At 64.6% G+C, this 16,484-nt stretch carries 16 protein-coding genes; 3 read left to right on the top strand and 13 right to left on the bottom strand.

Features of this window, described 5'->3' with window-relative positions; genetic code table 11:
- Positions 1–131: 131 nt before the first annotated feature.
- From I6F09_RS03355 to I6F09_RS03320, 8 genes are all read right to left on the bottom strand, one after another.
- Positions 132–1,193: a glycosyltransferase family 4 protein gene (locus I6F09_RS03355; RefSeq protein ID WP_225136037.1), complete on the bottom strand. Its 1,062-nt coding sequence runs from the start codon at positions 1,191–1,193 to the stop codon at positions 132–134.
- Between the two features lie 131 nt (positions 1,194–1,324).
- On the bottom strand, positions 1,325–1,540 hold the full coding sequence (locus I6F09_RS03350; RefSeq protein ID WP_074447910.1) for a hypothetical protein: 216 nt from the start codon (positions 1,538–1,540) through the stop codon (positions 1,325–1,327).
- A 136-nt stretch (positions 1,541–1,676) separates the two neighbouring features.
- Positions 1,677–2,681, bottom strand: coding sequence for a 4-hydroxythreonine-4-phosphate dehydrogenase PdxA (locus I6F09_RS03345; protein ID WP_225186002.1), 1,005 nt, complete (start codon positions 2,679–2,681; stop codon positions 1,677–1,679).
- The gene (locus I6F09_RS03340; protein ID WP_057029102.1) at positions 2,678–4,216 is read right to left on the bottom strand and encodes a tripartite tricarboxylate transporter permease; all 1,539 of its coding nucleotides are present in this window, start codon (positions 4,214–4,216) and stop codon (positions 2,678–2,680) included. Before I6F09_RS03340 ends, I6F09_RS03345 begins: the two co-directional genes overlap by 4 nt.
- Before the next feature lie 12 nt (positions 4,217–4,228).
- A complete protein-coding gene (locus I6F09_RS03335; protein WP_225125514.1) occupies positions 4,229–4,711 on the bottom strand; it encodes a tripartite tricarboxylate transporter TctB family protein in 483 nt (160 codons plus the stop codon).
- A 177-nt stretch (positions 4,712–4,888) separates the two neighbouring features.
- A complete protein-coding gene (locus I6F09_RS03330; RefSeq protein ID WP_225187440.1) occupies positions 4,889–5,881 on the bottom strand; it encodes a tripartite tricarboxylate transporter substrate-binding protein in 993 nt (330 codons plus the stop codon).
- 51 nt (positions 5,882–5,932) lie between these two features.
- Entirely contained in the window at positions 5,933–7,192 is a 1,260-nt protein-coding gene (locus tag I6F09_RS03325) for a CoA transferase (protein ID WP_074447908.1), read from the bottom strand.
- 9 nt (positions 7,193–7,201) lie between these two features.
- The gene (locus I6F09_RS03320) at positions 7,202–7,996 is read right to left on the bottom strand and encodes an enoyl-CoA hydratase/isomerase family protein (RefSeq protein WP_225125518.1); all 795 of its coding nucleotides are present in this window, start codon (positions 7,994–7,996) and stop codon (positions 7,202–7,204) included.
- 117 nt (positions 7,997–8,113) lie between these two features.
- Between I6F09_RS03320 and I6F09_RS03315 the strand changes: the two genes are divergently transcribed.
- Positions 8,114–8,779, top strand: coding sequence for a GntR family transcriptional regulator (locus I6F09_RS03315; protein WP_036022947.1), 666 nt, complete (start codon positions 8,114–8,116; stop codon positions 8,777–8,779).
- A 218-nt stretch (positions 8,780–8,997) separates the two neighbouring features.
- Complete coding sequence (locus I6F09_RS03310) at positions 8,998–9,969, top strand: MBL fold metallo-hydrolase (RefSeq protein ID WP_036022946.1); 972 nt, start codon at positions 8,998–9,000, stop codon at positions 9,967–9,969.
- A 62-nt stretch (positions 9,970–10,031) separates the two neighbouring features.
- On the opposite strand, the gene I6F09_RS03305 is transcribed toward I6F09_RS03310, so the two are convergent.
- A complete protein-coding gene (locus tag I6F09_RS03305; RefSeq protein WP_109143886.1) occupies positions 10,032–10,541 on the bottom strand; it encodes a DUF4269 domain-containing protein in 510 nt (169 codons plus the stop codon).
- A 23-nt stretch (positions 10,542–10,564) separates the two neighbouring features.
- Positions 10,565–11,293, bottom strand: coding sequence for a haloacid dehalogenase type II (locus I6F09_RS03300; RefSeq protein WP_036022944.1), 729 nt, complete (start codon positions 11,291–11,293; stop codon positions 10,565–10,567).
- A gap of 337 nt (positions 11,294–11,630) precedes the next feature.
- On the opposite strand from I6F09_RS03300, the gene I6F09_RS03295 reads away from it, so the two are divergent.
- The gene (locus I6F09_RS03295) at positions 11,631–12,653 is read left to right on the top strand and encodes a hypothetical protein (protein WP_225113557.1); all 1,023 of its coding nucleotides are present in this window, start codon (positions 11,631–11,633) and stop codon (positions 12,651–12,653) included.
- A gap of 64 nt (positions 12,654–12,717) precedes the next feature.
- On the opposite strand, the gene glpX is transcribed toward I6F09_RS03295, so the two are convergent.
- From glpX to I6F09_RS03280, 3 genes are all read right to left on the bottom strand, one after another.
- Positions 12,718–13,719: a class II fructose-bisphosphatase gene (glpX, locus tag I6F09_RS03290; protein ID WP_036022942.1), complete on the bottom strand. Its 1,002-nt coding sequence runs from the start codon at positions 13,717–13,719 to the stop codon at positions 12,718–12,720.
- Positions 13,720–13,863: 144 nt separating this feature from the next.
- The gene (locus I6F09_RS03285) at positions 13,864–15,180 is read right to left on the bottom strand and encodes a homoserine dehydrogenase (RefSeq protein ID WP_036022941.1); all 1,317 of its coding nucleotides are present in this window, start codon (positions 15,178–15,180) and stop codon (positions 13,864–13,866) included.
- Positions 15,181–15,208: 28 nt separating this feature from the next.
- The gene (locus I6F09_RS03280) at positions 15,209–16,429 is read right to left on the bottom strand and encodes an LL-diaminopimelate aminotransferase (protein WP_035999902.1); all 1,221 of its coding nucleotides are present in this window, start codon (positions 16,427–16,429) and stop codon (positions 15,209–15,211) included.
- Positions 16,430–16,484 lie beyond the last annotated feature (55 nt).

Genomic DNA, 16,484 nt, shown 5'->3' with positions numbered 1-16,484 from the left:
AGGGGTTGTCTTACCTCGCTGTTTTTGCACGCGCGAAGATTCTTTGACACGTCGGGCAAAACAGAAGGAATCCGGCTCGGCGACACCTCATTGGGCGCGGCGATCTAGCACAGCGACATCGCCGCCTCCCTTCACCTTTCCGACATTTGCGTGTTGACCTTCCGAGCTGCCGCGGCAGCCAGCTTGCGGTACTGATCTTCGTACTGGCGCGCCATTCGGTATGCGGTGAAGCGTTCCTCGAAGCGGGCGCGCACTCTCCTTCGATCCAGCTTGCCCAATTCGCCGACCGCCTTGACCGCCTGCTCCTCGTTCTCGACGATGAAACCGGTTAGGCCGTGCTCGATGACCTCAGGGACAGAGCCGGAGCGATAGGCGATCACGGGCGTTCCGCACGCCATCGCCTCGATCATGACCAGCCCGAAAGGCTCCGGCCAAGCGATCGGAAATAGCAGAGCGGCTGCTCCGCCAAGGAATGATTGCTTCTTCACGTCGTCGACTTCGCCGATAAGCTGGATCATCTCGCCGTCGATCCGGGGCGCAAGGTGTTTCCTGAAGTAGGCAGTCTCGGCGCGTGGAATCTTCGCGGCGATGCGAAGAGGCATCCGGGCTGCGTGCGCGATGCGGATGGCGTCCTCCGGACCCTTATCCTCCGTGAGACGGCCAAGAAACGCCAGATAGGATCCCTCCTCATAGGATGGGTCCAACAGCTCCGACGGCAGCCCGTGCTGGATCGTCCCAATCCATTTCGCATCCGGAAGCGGCAGGCGCTGGTGATCCGAGATCGACACGAAGCATGCTTCTGGGAACTGCCGAACCACGTCAGGCAAGCCAGGCAAGTCAAGGCGGCCGTGCATGGTCGTCAGGAACGGTACGCCAACGCGACTGAGCAACGGCAGCGGAAGCCAGTCGAGATGGGCGTGGATCACGTCGAAGTCGTTGGCTCGTCTCGCGATCGCTTCCAGCAGCATCGCGCAGGCTGCGTTCGGATCGGCGCCCTTCCGGCCGAGACGCAGCGCGCGTGGCCATACCGGGTGGAGTTTGCCTCTCGTTCGGGAGTCACCGCTGGCAAACAGCGTGACGTCGTGACCGAGCTCGACAAGCTCATCCACAAGCCAGGCTACCACCCGCTCGGTGCCGCCGTAGAGCTTCGGAGGGACGCTTTCGGCAAGCGGAGCCAGCTGGGCGATACGCATTGGAGCTCGCTATATCGCTGAACGCACGATCAGCACGATGGCCGCAGACAGAAGGTTCGAAATCGCGAGCAAGGTCCAATCCGGCCTTGCGCTCGCGCTAGCCAGCCGACAGATACCGCCCTCGATGAGCCTCAACATTCGTCATCGGAAAGCCGCTCGAGATAGGCAAGCCCGAATGCTGCGAGTTCCTGGGCATCACCGTTACTCTCGCGCGCTTCCCGCCTCCCTTGCAGATGACGCTCGAGCAGGCAACGACGGCCATCCGCTGCATCGACGCTGCGATGCCGGGCAAGGTACACGCACCAAGCGGTGTCCACCGCTGTTCGTAGCGGGCTGTCGTCGACCATGTTCCAGCTCCGACGTGGAAGATGTTCATGGGGCGCCAACTCCTCGCGACGGCGGAAGTTTCCAGTTTTTCCCTAAAGTCTAAGTCTGCGCGCAAGGCGAGCGCAATCAGCGGTCGCTCCCTTCGCGCGTGCAAGTTCAGCCGAGACGACGCGCCGCCATCTCCGCGGCGAGCAGCAACGCCGCGCGGCTGGCGCCAATCGATGCGATACCTTGACCCGCGATGTCGTAGGCGGTGCCGTGCGCGGGCGTGCAGATCGGGAACGGGAAGCCGCCGAGCAAGGTCACGCCGCGAGCGAAACCCATCAGCTTCATCGCGATCTGGCCCTGGTCGTGATACATCGTCAGCACGGCATCGAAGGCGCCGGCCTTGGCGCGCAGGAACACGGTGTCGGCCGGAAACGGTCCCTCCGCGGCAATGCCCTCGCTCTGGCTTGCTGCGACCACCGGCGCAATCACGTCGATCTCCTCGCGGCCGAAATTGCCGCCGTCGCCGGCATGGGGGTTGAGGCCTGCGACCGCGATGCGTGGCCGCGCAAAGCCGGCGTTGCGCATGCAGGAATCGGTTAGTCTGAGCGCGCGATGGATGCGTTCGCCGGATAGCTTCGCAGCGACGTCCCTGAGCGGGATGTGCGAGGTGACCCGTGCGTTCCAGAGCCGGTCCAGCACGTTGAATTCGCTTGCCGGCGTCTTGAGACCGACGACCTCGGCGGAGAACGCGATCTCGTCGTCGTACTCGGCACGGGCAAGGCGCATCGCCTGCTTGTTAAAGGGGGTGAAGCAGACCGCGTCGACATGGCCGTCGCGGCCGCGCTCGAGCGCATGCCTGTAATTGGCCAGCGCAAATTTTCCGCCGGCAAGGGTCGCTTTCTTCGGCTCGACCTCTCTGGGGTCGAGGTGGCGGAGATCGACGAACAGCGCATCTTCCTGCGCTGCGCGAAGATCGGCGCCCTGCTCTAGCATCTTCAGCTCCGGCTTGACGCCGGCAATGCGCGCGCCCTCGTCGAAAATGCGGCGGTCGCCGATGACGACGAGCCGGCAGCGCGCGCGGATGTCGTCCTGCGCCACGAGCTTGGCCGTCAGCTCCGGGCTGATGCCGGCTGGATCTCCCATGGCCAGCGCAATCAGCGGCTTTGCGGTCATATGATCGCCCTTTCCTGGACTGGCGCATCGGTCGCGGGCGACGCAGGTTTGCGCCAGAGCCGCGGCAGCTGCAACAGAAGCGGAAGCAGCAGCAGCGCGATGCCGCCCACGATCAAGCACGTCACCAGCTTGTTCGCAAAGAAAATGCCGAGAGATCCCTTGGAGATCAGCATCGACTGCCGGAAGGCGTCCTCGGCCTTGTCGCCGATGACGATCGCGAGCACGAGCGGCGCCAGCGGATAGAACAGCTTCTTGAAGAGATAGCCGACGACCCCGAAGCCGAGCATCATGACGACGTCGAGATAGGAGTTCGACACCGAATAGGCGCCGACGACGCAGATGATCACGATCAGCGGCGCGATCACCACGAAGGGAATCCGCATCAGGGCGGCGAACACCGGGACCGTCAGCAGCACCAGGGCGACGGCGACGATGTTGCCGACATACATCGAGGCGATCAGGCCCCAGACAAAATCCTTTTGGTCCACGAACAGCATGGGCCCGGGATTGAGGCCCCAGATCATCAACCCGCCCATCATCACGGCCGCGGTTGCCGAGCCCGGAATGCCGAGCGAGAGCATCGGCAGCAGCGCGCTGGTGCCGGCGGCATGATCGGCCGTCTCCGGCGAGACGATGCCTTCGACCTCGCCCGTGCCGAAATGTCGGCCGCGCCGTGAAAAGCGGCGCGCGATGCCGTAGCTCATGAAGGAGGCCGCGGTCGGGCCGCCCGGCGTGATGCCCATCCAGCAGCCGATCGCGGCGCTGCGCAGCAGGGCGACGCCGTGCCGCGGCAGGCGGCCGACGGCGCGAAACACCTCGCGCCAATCGATCTTGGACGAGACGGCGCGCGCGTGAAATTCCTCCTCGACGGCGACAAGCAGTTCGCCAATGCCGAACAGGCCCATCACCGCCACGACGAAGCTGACGCCCTTGACGAGTTCGTCCACGCCCATGGTGAGGCGCACGCTGCCGGAGACTGTGTCGATGCCGATGGCGGCGATGGCAAAGCCGAGCGCCAGCGCCACGACGGTCTTGATCGGCGCCGCACCGCCCATGCCGACGAAGCTGGCAAAGGCGAGAAAATAGACGGCAAAATACTCGGCCGGCCCGAACGCGAGCGCAGCCTGCGCCACCCAGGAGGCGAGGAAGGTGATCAGGATGACGCCGACCAGCGCGCCGAACGCCGCCGAACCGAAGGCGGTCGCGAGCGCGGTGGTCGGCCTGCCGTCGCGCGCCATCGGATAGCCGTCGAAGGTGGTCGCCACCGACGACGGCTCCCCCGGGATATTGAACAGGATGGAGGTCACCGATCCCCCGAATAGCGCGCCCCAATACATGCTGGAGAGCAGGATGATGGCCGAGACCGGCTGCATGCCGAAGGTGAGCGGCAGGAGCAGCGACACGCCGTTCGGCGCGCCCAGCCCCGGCAGCACGCCGACGAGAATGCCGAGCAGCACGCCGACCACCATCAGGACCAGATGCGGCACCGTGACCGCGATGGTGAAGCCGTGCAGGAGCTCCTGGAGATTGTCCATCCCGCTGCTCCCTCAGAACCCGAGCGCGGAAGCCAGTGCGCCGCGCGGCAGACTGACCTGGAACATGCGCTCGAACACGAGGTAGAGCGCGAGCGCCGTAGCTCCTGCCATAGCCAGGGCGCGCGGCACGGATTGGTGTCGGGGAATCGCCAGCACCGCGAAGACATAGAGAGCGGAGGCGACATACATCCCGGCGAGCGGGATCGCAGCGACGAAGATGGCAGCCGGCACGAACAGGCCGACGAGCCGGCGCAGCTCGATCGACGTGATCGCGATGGGAACGTTTGCGAGCGTCGCGGCCGGCACCACGCCTCGCACCAGATTGTAGAGGCTGCCGAGCACGACGATGATCCCGGTCAGGAACGGGAATGTGCCGGCGTCCACGCCTGCGCTCGACCAGCCGATGCCGTTGTCGAGGCTGGAGACGACGACGGCTACGCCGAAGCTGCCGGTGAGCACGGCGGTCGCAAGTTCAAGCGCGCGACGGGAGATCATGGGCAGCTCCGGCGAAACAGTCCTCGTCCTGAGGAGCGCGCTTTTTCGCGCGTGTCGAAGGACGGCTCCAGGCGACATCGCATCCGCGGCCATCCTTCGAGACGCCCGCCTCCGGCGGGCCCTCAGGATGAGGACCAGGGCTACAGTTGGCGGCGCGATCGAAGCCCATCCTCGGCCTCACTTGACCAGCCAGCCCTGCTCGCCCGCGACCTGCTTGATGCGCTCGAGGTCCTCCTTGATGAATTTTTCGAGCTCGGCACCGGTGAGGAACGTGTCGACCTGGGAGGTCTTCTCGATGTAGTCCTTCCACTCCGGCGTCGCCTGCACCTTCTTCATGAGGTCGACATAGAACGCGGCCTGCTCCGGCGCGACCTTGCCGGGCAGCCACACCGTGCGCGGCTGCTCATATTGGTTGATGTCGAGACCCTGCTCGACGCAGGTTGGAACGTCGCCCCAGCCTTCCGTCGCGGTGACCTTCGGCCCCTGCGGCAGCCGCTTCGGGCTGAACACGCAGAGCGGGCGCTGCGTGCTGCCGCGCCATTGCCCGAGGCTTTCGCTGGGGTTGTTGACGTGGGAATCGAGGTGTCCGCCGGCGAGCTGCACGGCGGTCTCGGCGCCGCTCTTGAACGGGATATAGGTCAGCTTGACCTTGCCGGCCTTCTCGATCATGCGCGTCAGCACCTCGTCGGTGTCCTTGGACTGCGCGCCGCCCATCTTGAATTCGCCCGATGCGGCCGCCTTCAGATAATCGCTCGCAGTCTTGTACGGCGCGTCCTGCTTGACCCAGAGCAGGAACTCGTCCTGCGCCATCGCCGCGATCGGCGTGAGATCGGTGTAGTTGAAGGCGACCTTGGAGACGAGCGGCTGCTGCCAGGCATTCGAGGTGCCGAAGATCACCTTGTAGGGATCACCGGCGGAGGCCTTGCCGTAGACATAGCCTTCAGCGCCACTGCCGCCCCCCTTGTTGACGACGACGATCGGCTGCTCGATCAGCTTGTGCTTGGTGATGATGTTCTGCACCGCGCGCGCGAGATTGTCGGTGCCGCCGCCGGGGCCGGCGGTGGCCACGAACTCGATCGGCTTTTGCGGTTGCCAGGCGCTGAGCGCCGGCATGGTGCCGGCGAGCACGGCTGCGGCTGCGGAGAGCAGAAATGTTGGCGTCCGACCCATGATTTCCTCCAGCTGATCTTTATCTTTTGTTGTTGTCGTATCGACGTCCGGTCAGGCGACGTGTTCCTCGCGTCGTTCCCGGGCCGAGACGATTGCGCCTTCTTTTTCGAGCGCTTCGATTCGTGACTGGTCGAACCCATGCTCGGCCAGAACCTCTTTCGTGTGCTCTCCATAGACCGGTGCGCCTGATCGCACTTTGCCCGGGGTCTCCGAAAACTTGATGGGAAGCCCGATCGTCTTGACGGACCCGAGCGTGGAGTGCTCGACCTCGACGACCATCTCGCGCGCCAGCGTCTGCGGATCGCTCAGCGCCTCCAGCATGTCGTGCACGGGGCCGCACGGCACGCCCTTCTCGTCCAGCGCCGCGAGCCAATGCGCCCGCGATTGCTTGCGGAAGCGTTCGCTGAGGACGGCTTCGAGCTCCTTCAGGTTGGCCATGCGATCGGCACCGGTGACGAAGCGCGGATCGTCGGCGAGCTCGCTCGCGCCGAGCGCTTCCAGCATCAACAGCCAATGCTTCTTGTTGGCGCCGCCGACCACGAGCCAGCCGTCCGAGGCTTCAAACGCCTGGTACGGCGCGTTGAGCGGATGCGCCGAGCCCATCGCGCGCGGCGCGGTGCCCGCGGCGAGCGCGATGGTCGACTGCCAATAGGTCTGCACCAAGGCGGCTTCATAAAGCGAGGTCTCGACCCATTGGCCTTCACCGGTCTTGAGGCGATGGGTGTAGGCGGCCAGGATGCCCATGCTCGCGAGCAGGCCGGCGGTGATGTCCGACAGCGGCGGGCCGCACTTGACGGGCGGACCGTCGGGCCGCTCGCCGGTAAAACTCATGATGCCGCTCATGGCTTGCGCGACGAGATCGAACCCCCTGCGATGCTTGTAGGGGCCGGTGCGGCCGAAGCCCGACAGCGAGCAATAGATCAGCGCCGGGAATTCCGCGTGCAGCGCCTCATAGCCGAAGCCGAGGCGCTCCATCGCGCCCGGCGCAAAGTTCTCGACCAGCACGTCGGCATCGGCGATCAGCCGGCGCAGCACCTCTTTGCCGCCGTCGGTCTTCAGGTCCAGCACGATGCCGCGCTTGTTGCGGTTCATCATCAGGAAGGAGGCCGCCTCGTCCCCGATCTTCGGCGGCACCGAATGACGGGTGTCGTCGCCGTTCGGCCATTTCTCGATCTTGATCACGTCGGCGCCCATGTCGGCGAGCATCAAGGTGCAGGTCGGTCCCGCCATGACGTGAGTGAGATCAATGACCTTGAGGCCGGCCAGCGGTCCCGAACGGCGGGAGGTGGATTGCGATGGATCGCTTTGCATCGGCTCGTCCTATTGGCCGCGCCATTGCGGCGCGCGCTTGTTGAGGAAAGCATCGAGCCCTTCGCGAAAATCCTGGCTCGTGTAGCACATCAGGATGAGGTCTTCGCCCTCGTCCTGCGTCAGCCGGCGCTGCAGACGGCTGACAGCCTGCTTGGTCGCGTTCAGCGTCAGCGGCGCATGGCTCGCGACGAGCCGGGCCACCTCGTCGGCGCGTCGTTCAAGGGCGGCAAGATCGTCGACGACCTCACCGAGCAGCCCGACACTTGCGGCTTCCGCGGCGTCGACGAGGCGCGCAGTGAAGATGAGATCCTTGACGCGCGCAGCGCCGATCAGCGCGGTGAGACGGCTGACATTGGACATCGACAGGCAATTGCCGAGCGTCCTGGCGATGGGGAATCCGATCTTCGCAGCTTTTGTGCCGATGCGGAGGTCGCAGGCCGCGGCAATGCCCGCCCCGCCGCCGGTACAGAACCCGTTGATCGCCGCGATCGTGGGGACCCGGCATTGCTCGAGTGTGGTCAGAACGCGGTCGATACGGTTCTCGTAGTCGATGGCGTCCTGCGGCGTCCTGAATTCGCGAAACTGATTGATGTCGGTGCCCGAGGCGAAGGCCTTGTCGCCGGCCCCGCGCAGCACCAGCACCTTGATGTCATGGTCGCGGTTGGCCTCCTCGCAGATCGCGGCGAGCCGCTCGTACATGGCGAAGGTGAAGGCGTTGCGGGCCTGCGGGCGGTTGAAGGTGATCCGCCCGATGCCGCCGTCGCGCTCGAACACGAGGTCTTCTGCCTCCACTTGCAGATCCATTTCCTCATACCTTTCTGTTTTTTACATTTTTGAATGCAAAACTTTGGATTTTCAAGCTGGAACTTGGCCATATGGGCGTATAAGTTCATTTTTGCATTCAAAACTGAGCTCAGAGCCATGCTTCACGACGAGGTCGTCAACCGCATCCGCGCCATCCTCCTCGACGGCGAAATCCCGCCGGGCGCGCGGATTCCCGAGCGCGAGCTGTGCGAGCGGCTCGAGATCTCGCGGACGCCGCTGCGCGAGGCGCTCAAGGTGCTGGCGGCGGAAGGGCTCGTGCAGCTGCTGCCGCATCGCGGCTCGCGGGCAGCAAAGCTGACCGACAAGGACATGCGCGACCTGTTCGAGGTCTGCCAAGGCTTGGAGGCTCTCGCGGGCGAACTCGCCTGCGAGCGCATCAGCGACGCCGAGATCGATGCGATCGCCGCCGCGCACGCGGACATGGTGCAGCACTATCGCGAGCGCGACCTGATCCAGTACTACCGCGGCAACCGTGCGATTCACGAAGCCATCGTGACCGCAGCGGGAAATCCTGTGCTCGCCGGGCTTTACGCCTCGGTGACCGCGCGCATCCGGCGCGCGCGCTATGTCACGCCGATGACGGCGCAGCGCTGGGCGCTCGCCGTGAAGGAGCACGAGGCAATCCTGAACGCGCTTCAGCGCCGCGACGGTGTCGGGCTCGCCCACATCCTGCGTGCGCATCTGCGTCACAAGCGCGAAGAGGTGCTGCAGGCGGGCTTTGCCGAGACGGAAGGCAATGACGTCACGTTGAGAATTGCGTAACGCGCAATTCCGCGCCTTGGCGCAGCCTGCCTTTGGACGTCGCTTTCGCGCTCCGGCTATCGTTCTCGTTCAGCGTGCCGTACCGGGTAATTCCACTTGCTAGCTTGTCGCAACCGGCGCAGCATGCTTTCCGCCGCCCTCCGGCCACGTGGCCGATCGGGCGGCCGCTTACCGCGCCAACGATTGCGCAAAACAGAAGACGAAAGCGGAGGAAAAGAATGACACTCGATGTCTCGCGTCGGTCCCTACTCGCACTTGGGGCCGGTCTCGGCGCCAGCGCCATGCTCGGCAGCAGCGCGATGGCGCGGGCGCCCAAGCTCGGCACTCAGACGCCCTACTGGCACCGCTTCATTCTCGGCGATGCCGAGGTGACCGTCGTATCCGACGGACCGCTTCCGCTCGGCGATCCCTCCGGGACCTTCACCGGCGTTCCCAAGGAAGAGGTCAAGAAGATGCTGGCCGACAATTTCCTGTCGCCGGACAATGTCGTGCTCGAACAGAACTCTCCGATCGTGAACACCGGTGACAAGCTCATCCTGTTCGACACGGGCATGGGCTCATCGAAGATGTTCGGCGCCAGCACCGGACGGCAGCAGAAGAGCATGACGGAGGCCGGCATCAAGCCGGGCGACATCGATGCCGTCGTATGCTCGCATGCCCATATCGATCATATCGGCGGCATCGTCGACGAGGGCGGCAAGCCGCTGTTCCCCAACGCGCAAGTCTACATTGCCCAGAGCGATTTCGACTTCTGGACCGACGAAGGCAAGCTCGGCAGCGCGGCCAAGGATTTCGTCATCCACGCCCGCAAGAACCTGCTGCCGGTCCGGGATCGGATCAAATTCTTCAAGGATGGCGAGGAATTCCTGCCCGGCGTGCAGGCGATCGCGGCCCCCGGCCACACCGTCGGCCACACCATCTTCATGGTGACGTCGGCCGGCAAGTCGTTCGCCTTCCTCGGCGATCTCTCGCACCATTCGGTGCTGCTGCTGGAGAAGCCACGGATGGAGTTCTCCTACGATTCCGACCCGAAGCAGGCGGCGGAGTCGCGCGTCAAGCTGCTGACGATGCTGGCGGCGAACAAGATCCCGGTGATGTCCTATCACTTCGCCTGGCCAGGCTATGGCCATGTCGCCAAAGCCGGAGATGGTTTCCGCTACTATCCGGAGCCGATGAAGATGACGTTGTAGCCGTCAGTTCAGATCCGGGCGGCGCGAGCCGCCCGGATCTGTGCGGTCCCACGCGGCGAACCTTACAGGCACTCCAGGCGGGCCCGCAGCTGGGCGTCGCTCTCACGGCCCAATGCAAGCAATGCGGAATACGGGTCCCCGGCAATGCCGAGCGCGGCGGCAAACGCGGGCTCGGTCTTCATCCCGCGCGCCCTATGGTCGGCCACGGCTTTGCGCAGACGCCCGTCGTCGAGCGCGAGCAATCTCCGCTCGATTTCGAAGTGCAGCCAGCCTTCCTGCTGATCGACCGGCCTGGGATCGCCGAACAGCTCGAACGGCCAGCCGTCCCACTCGAAGCGGGCGACCACCGGCCGCCGGCTGGAGCACCATTGGTAGAGCGCAAACCCGCCACAGGCGCGGTACCGGCGCCAGATCACTTCGGCGAAAGCCACCGCGTCCAGAACATGGCAGACGACATCGATGTCGCTCAATGGCGTCGCAAGCCCCAAAGGCAGCGTCCCGACCACGCGTGGATCGAACTCCCGCAGCTCGTCGAGCAATCCCGAACTGCCGATCGCACTTTCGTAGTCCATTGATCGCCGCTGCGCCGCGAATGTCAGCAGCCGAGCTGATCGGCGATGCCGCCAAAATCCTTCGCGACGATGTCCCACTTGCCGGTTGCTTCGAAATCGACCTTCTGAAGCGGGCCGTATTCGGTCGGTCGCGCCACGAAGGCGGTCTTCAATCCGTTCTTCTGGGCGGCAGCGAGATCGCCATTGTGGGCCGCGACCATCATCACCTCTTCCGGCTTGAGGCAGAGCAGCTTTGCTGCGCCGAGATAGGTTTCCGGATCGGGCTTGTAGTGCTCGAACAGCTCGGCCGACATGATGAGGTCCCACGGCAGGCCGGCGAACTTCGCCATGTTGGTGAGCAGCGCGACGTTGCCGTTCGAGAGCGGCGAGATCACGAACTTTGATTTCAGCCGCATCAAGCCGGCGACGCTGTCGGGCCAGGGATGCAGGCGGTGCCAGCCTTTGGTGAGGTAGTCGAGATCGGCCTCGGTGAGGCCCCTGATCGCGAATTGATCGACCAGCTGCTCCAGCGAGCGGCGATGCAGATCGTCGAGCATGACGTAGCCGCGCTCGGGATGTTGGCGCACGTCGTCCATCGAGGCCATGTACATGCCGCGCCAGCCGTCGACCAGCGCGGTCCAATCGGCGGTGATGCCGCGCTGCTTGCTCCACCACATGAAGTCGGTAATCAGGCTGGTGCGCCAGTCCACGACTGTGCCGAACACGTCGAAGACGAGGGCTTTGACGGCGGAGAGATTGGATGGTGTGGTCATGCTTCGCTCCGCTGATTTTGTTTTGGCCCGGCTAGCCGGCCGAGATCGAGGGCTTTAAAGCATGATCCGTTCCATGCAACAATAGCGCTAGTTCGGCGCATCAAGCACGTGAGGGACGAGTTTGGTCGCCTACCTCAACTCGTCGGGGTGAAGCGCACCGGCCATGACAACCGTCTCTGTCGCATACATATTGCTCGAGGATGCCCGCCTCCCGGACGAGGAGGCTTTGATCCAGTTCTTACGCGTTCGTCATGCCGACATACGCTGGAACCGTAGCACCTTCGCACCGAGCGACGGTGCTGACGGTCCCCTGTTCATCCGCGCAGGAGATCATCTCATGACGATCCTCCTGATGCCTGCGCCGATACCTTTCGATCAGCAATTGTGGGAGCGGGCTTCCTGGCTGTGGCCGGAAGCTTTCCACGCCGCTCGACGCCATCGTGCGCACCTCGTGGTCGCGCCGATGGGCTCTGCCGAAGGCAATACGGAAACGAAAGCGCTGGATTTTGCCGAGAATACGTACCTCACGACCGCCTTTGTGGGTGCCGTGGTTGCGGCACTGCCTAATGTTGTCGCCGTCATCTGGGACGGAAAAATCGGCCGTTCCCCCGAGATGTGGCTGGAGCAGTCAAGCCGCGCGTTCGAGGCGTATCCAGATCAGCCGTTCGGATTGTGGATGGACATCGTCCCCTTCCGTTCCGGCAAGACCCTGGGAGCTTATACGCTCGGATTGTCCGCGTTCGCTGGACGAGAGATCGAGTTTGAGGTGGACGGGCTTGACGAACGCACCGTCACCGGCCGGGTTGCCCAGCTCTCGGCATTTCTCATCGCTGCCGACCCCGACGCGAGCTTCAAGAACGGTGAGGTGTTCAAACCGGACTCCGAGATCGACCATCGCGTTGCTGTGCTCCATCGCAAGTCGCGCTTCAACCTTGGGCCGGTCATCTCCTTCTCATCTCTTGATGATCGATCGGGGAGAATCAGGACCTATCCGATCATTCCTCCTTCCATCGCCGGAAATCATCCTCTGCTGATCATGCTGGCAAAGGTTGGGCATTTCGATCCGGCGCATCCAAGAAACAAAATCGGTCTCAAGCCTGATCACTACGTCTCCGAAGTACGCCTGGAGAGCTTCGATGAAGGCCTCGCGCAGGCGCTGTCCCGTATGATTGCAACTGACACCTATGCCGAGGCCGACATAAACGCGCGCAGCGCGCTCGCGCGCGGAGACATGGCGACCGCGAAGTCCATTCTTCAGCCCTGGGCCGATGAGGTTGGGCAGCTCCAGGGGGCCGTCATGCTGGCTCTGATGTTGCGCGACCTGCACATGTTCGCCCCGGCACCGCATCGCAGCCCATAGCAGACAGACGACGGATCCGTCTGCGACCAAAGCGCCGAGCAATCGCGCGCGGATGACCGCGGCCTCAATCCAGATGGAACTTTGCCAGCTCGCGATGCTCGGCCTTGATGTAGCGCACGGTGCCGGTGACGGAGCGCATCACCACCGTCTCGGTCTCGATCACACCATCCTTGCGGAACTTGACGCCTGAGAGCAGCGAGCCCGTGGTGACGCCGGTGGCGGCGAACAGGCAGTCGCCGCGTGCCATGTCCTCGATGCCGTAGATCATCTTGGGATCGTTGACGCCCATCTTGGCGGCGCGCTCGCGCTTCTCCTCGGAATCGAGGATGAGGCGGCACTGCATCTGGCCGCCGATGCAGCGCAGCGCCACGGCGGCGAGCACGCCTTCCGGTGCACCGCCGGTGCCGAGATACATGTCGACGCCGGTGTTGTCGGGGTCGGCGCAATGGATGACGCCGGCAACGTCGCCGTCGGTGATCAGGCGTACGGCCGCACCGGTCGAGCGCACGCTCGAAATGATGTCGGCATGGCGCGGACGGTCGAGCACGAGAACGGTGATGCCCTCGGGCTTCACGCCCTTGGCCTTGGCGAGGCGGCGGACATTGTCGGCCGGCGAGGCATCGAGATCGACGACGCCCTTGTCGTAGCCGGGGCCGATCGCGAGCTTCTGCATGTAGACGTCGGGGGCGTGCAGCAGCGTGCCGCCGTCAGCCATCGCCATGGTGGCGATCGAGCCCGGCATGTTCTTGGCGCACAGCGTGGTGCCTTCGAGCGGGTCGACCGCGATATCGACCTCGGGACCTGCCTTGAGGCCGACCTGCTCGCCGATATAGAGCATCGGCGCCTCGTCGCGTTCGCCCTCGCCGATCACGATGGTGCCCTGGATCGGCAGCTTGTTGAGCTCGCGCCTCATGGCGTCGACGGCGGCCTGGTCGGCCGCCTTCTCGTTGCCGTGGCCGCGCAACCGCGCCGACGACACCGCCGCCCGCTCCGTCACCCGCACGATCTCCAGCGTGAGAATGCGCTCGAGCAAGGCGTGCGGGGGGACTTCAATATGGGTCGACATCGGCTTACTCCTTCGAAACGTTTGGGACGGAAATCTCCGCCCGCATCAACTCACAACGCCCGGTGTTCGTTCGAACGAACGACCGCCTTATGGCTTGAGCATGACCTTACCGGAAAACCGCTCACACTTTTCCGAGGTCATGCTCTAGTTCTTCTCGATCCGGATCACCTGCGGCCGTCCGCTGATCACCTTGTCCTTCTGCACGGCGGCGAGCGCACGGCGCACGGCATCCTCGTGAGTGGCATAGGTGATCAGGATGACGGGCACCGGGACAGCCTTGCCGTCAGTGGGCGCAGCGCCGCCATTGGGATGACGCTGCACGATCGACTCGATCGAAATCTTCTGCTCGGCAAGCCGCGTCGCGATCGCGGCCGCAGTGCCGGGGAAATCGCGGGCGAGCAGGCGAATGTAATAGCCGCCCTCGTGGCGCTCCATCGGCGCCTTCTTGGTGTCGCGCAGCTGCCCGATCGGCCGGCCGAACGGATTGGCGCGGATGCCGCGCGCGACGTCGGCGATGTCGGCGACGACGGCGGATGCGGTCGCGGCACCGCCCGCGCCGGGGCCGACCAGCGTGATCGGCGGAATGCCTTCGCCATCGATCGTGACCGCATTGGTGACACCCATCACCTGCGCGATCGAGGAGGATTTCGGCACCATGGTCGGATGCACGCGCTGCTCGATGCCCTTGGCGGTGCGAACGGCGACACCGAGCAGTTTGAGCCGATAACCGAGATCGTCGGCGGCGCGAAGATCTTCCGGCGCGATGGAGGAGATGCCTTCGACATACACCGCACTTTGAGCAACTTTCGTGCCGAAAGCGAGGCTGGCGAGAATGGCGAGCTTCTGCGCGGTGTCGTGGCCGTCGACGTCGAAGGACGGATTGGCCTCGGCATAGCCGAGCCGCTGGGCATCCTTGAGGCATTCGGCGAAGGACAGGCCCTCCTGCTCCATCCGGGTCAGGATGTAATTGCAGGTGCCGTTGAGGATGCCGTAGACGCGGTTGACGCCGGTTCCGGCAAGCCCTTCGCGCAACGTCTTGATGACGGGGATCGCGGCGCCGACCGCTGCCTCGAAATTCAGCGCACCGCCGTGCTTTTCAGCCGCCTTGGCCAGCTTGAGGCCGTGCTTGGCGAGCAGCGCTTTGTTGGCTGTGACGACCGACTTGCCGGCACCGAGCGCAGCGTCCACCGCCGACAGCGCGGGATCGCCGGCGCCGCCCATCAGCTCGACGAAGCAATCGACCTCCGGATGCGTGGCGAGCGCGATCGGGTCCTTCGCCCAATCGAAGCCGCGCAGGTCGATGCCGCGTTTCTTCGCCTTCGAACGCGCTGTGACCGCAACCACGCGGATGCCCCGGCCGCTGCGCCCTGCGAGCACGCGCGCCTGTGTTTCGATCAAGCGGATAACCTCGGCACCCACGGTGCCGAGCCCCGCTATGCCCACTTTCAGCGGTGCGACCATGATACTTCAGAAAACCTGCAGAAGAGAATTACCGCCGATTGGCGAGAGGAACCACGTTGTGCAACGTTTCGATGCCGCTTTCAAGGAAGCGGCGGACGCCGCGCGCGGCCTGCCTGATCCGTTGCTCGTTTTCCACCATGGCGATGCGGACATATCCTTCACCATGCTCGCCGAAGCCGACGCCGGGCGAGACCGCGACGCCGGATTTCTCCACCAACAGGGTCGCGAACTGCATGCTGCCGACGCTGCGGAAGGCTTCCGGCAGCGGCACCCAGGCGAACATCGAGGCCTCCGGCGCCGGGATTTCCCACCCCGCCCGGCCGAACGATTCCACCAGCGCGTCGCGGCGCTTGCGGTAGGTGTCGCGCATCTCCTTGATGCAATCGTCCGGACCGTTCAGCGCCGCGGTCGCCGCGACCTGCACCGGCGTGAAGGCGCCGTAATCGAGATAGGATTTGACGCGGGCGAGCGCGGCGATCACGCGCTCATTGCCGACTGCAAAGCCCATGCGCCAGCCGGCCATCGAATAGGTCTTCGACATCGATGTGAACTCGACGGTGCAGTCCATCGCGCCCGGCACCTCCAGCACCGAGGGCGGCGGGTTGCTCTCGTCGAAATAGACCTCGGCATAAGCGAGATCGGACAGGATCAGGATCTCGTGCTTCTTCGCGAAGGCGACGAGGTCCTTGTAGAAGTCGAGGCTCGCGACATAGGCGGTCGGGTTCGAGGGATAGCAGACGACGAGCGCGAGCGGCTTGGGGATCGAATGCACGATCGCCCGCTCCGCCGCCTCGAAGAACTGCGGCGTCGGCTCCGACGGCACCGAGCGGATGACGCCGCCCGCCATCAAGAAACCGAAGGCGTGAATCGGGTAGCTCGGGTTCGGACAGAGGATGACGTCGCCCGGCGCGGTGATCGCCTGCGCCACGTTGGCGAAACCTTCCTTCGAGCCCAGCGTCGCCACGACCTGGGTGTCGGGGTTCAGCTTCACGCCGAAGCGGCGGGCGTAATAGGCGGCCTGGGCCCGGCGCAGCCCGGGGATGCCGCGCGAGGCCGAGTAGCGGTCGGTGCGCGGCTTGCCGAGCGTCTCCTTCAGCTTGTCCAGCACATGCGCCGGCGCCGGCAGGTCCGGATTGCCCATGCCGAGGTCAATGATGTCGGCGCCGGCATTGCGCGCAGCCGCCTTGGCCCGGTTGACCTGCTCGAACACGTAAGGCGGAAGGCGGCGAATGCGGTAAAATTCTTCCATGGCTCTCTAGGCTCCGGGCAACCGGTCAGGACAGAATCGACGGGCCGCGAGGGCC

It is taken from the genome of Bradyrhizobium sp. IC3195 (assembly GCF_020193585.1).
GTDB lineage: Bacteria > Pseudomonadota > Alphaproteobacteria > Rhizobiales > Xanthobacteraceae > Bradyrhizobium > Bradyrhizobium yuanmingense.
This window is presented reverse-complemented; position numbering and strand designations above follow the sequence as displayed.

Bases quoted from the DNA above. Each gene is read 5' to 3' on its own strand.
- I6F09_RS03295 (WP_225113557.1), top strand. From the start codon at position 11,631: ATGACGATCCTCCTGATGCCTGCGCCGATACCTTTCGATCAGCAATTG.
- I6F09_RS03280 (WP_035999902.1), bottom strand. From the start codon at position 16,429: ATGGAAGAATTTTACCGCATTCGCCGCCTTCCGCCTTACGTGTTCGAG.
- I6F09_RS03340 (WP_057029102.1), bottom strand. From the start codon at position 4,216: ATGGACAATCTCCAGGAGCTCCTGCACGGCTTCACCATCGCGGTCACG.
- I6F09_RS03310 (WP_036022946.1), top strand. From the start codon at position 8,998: ATGACACTCGATGTCTCGCGTCGGTCCCTACTCGCACTTGGGGCCGGT.
- I6F09_RS03285 (WP_036022941.1), bottom strand. From the start codon at position 15,180: ATGGTCGCACCGCTGAAAGTGGGCATAGCGGGGCTCGGCACCGTGGGT.
- I6F09_RS03300 (WP_036022944.1), bottom strand. From the start codon at position 11,293: ATGACCACACCATCCAATCTCTCCGCCGTCAAAGCCCTCGTCTTCGAC.
- I6F09_RS03345 (WP_225186002.1), bottom strand. From the start codon at position 2,681: ATGACCGCAAAGCCGCTGATTGCGCTGGCCATGGGAGATCCAGCCGGC.
- I6F09_RS03335 (WP_225125514.1), bottom strand. From the start codon at position 4,711: ATGATCTCCCGTCGCGCGCTTGAACTTGCGACCGCCGTGCTCACCGGC.
- I6F09_RS03355 (WP_225136037.1), bottom strand. From the start codon at position 1,193: ATGCGTATCGCCCAGCTGGCTCCGCTTGCCGAAAGCGTCCCTCCGAAG.
- I6F09_RS03325 (WP_074447908.1), bottom strand. From the start codon at position 7,192: ATGCAAAGCGATCCATCGCAATCCACCTCCCGCCGTTCGGGACCGCTG.
- I6F09_RS03305 (WP_109143886.1), bottom strand. From the start codon at position 10,541: ATGGACTACGAAAGTGCGATCGGCAGTTCGGGATTGCTCGACGAGCTG.
- I6F09_RS03320 (WP_225125518.1), bottom strand. From the start codon at position 7,996: ATGGATCTGCAAGTGGAGGCAGAAGACCTCGTGTTCGAGCGCGACGGC.
- I6F09_RS03350 (WP_074447910.1), bottom strand. From the start codon at position 1,540: ATGGTCGACGACAGCCCGCTACGAACAGCGGTGGACACCGCTTGGTGC.
- glpX (WP_036022942.1), bottom strand. From the start codon at position 13,719: ATGTCGACCCATATTGAAGTCCCCCCGCACGCCTTGCTCGAGCGCATT.
- I6F09_RS03330 (WP_225187440.1), bottom strand. From the start codon at position 5,881: ATGGGTCGGACGCCAACATTTCTGCTCTCCGCAGCCGCAGCCGTGCTC.
- I6F09_RS03315 (WP_036022947.1), top strand. From the start codon at position 8,114: ATGCTTCACGACGAGGTCGTCAACCGCATCCGCGCCATCCTCCTCGAC.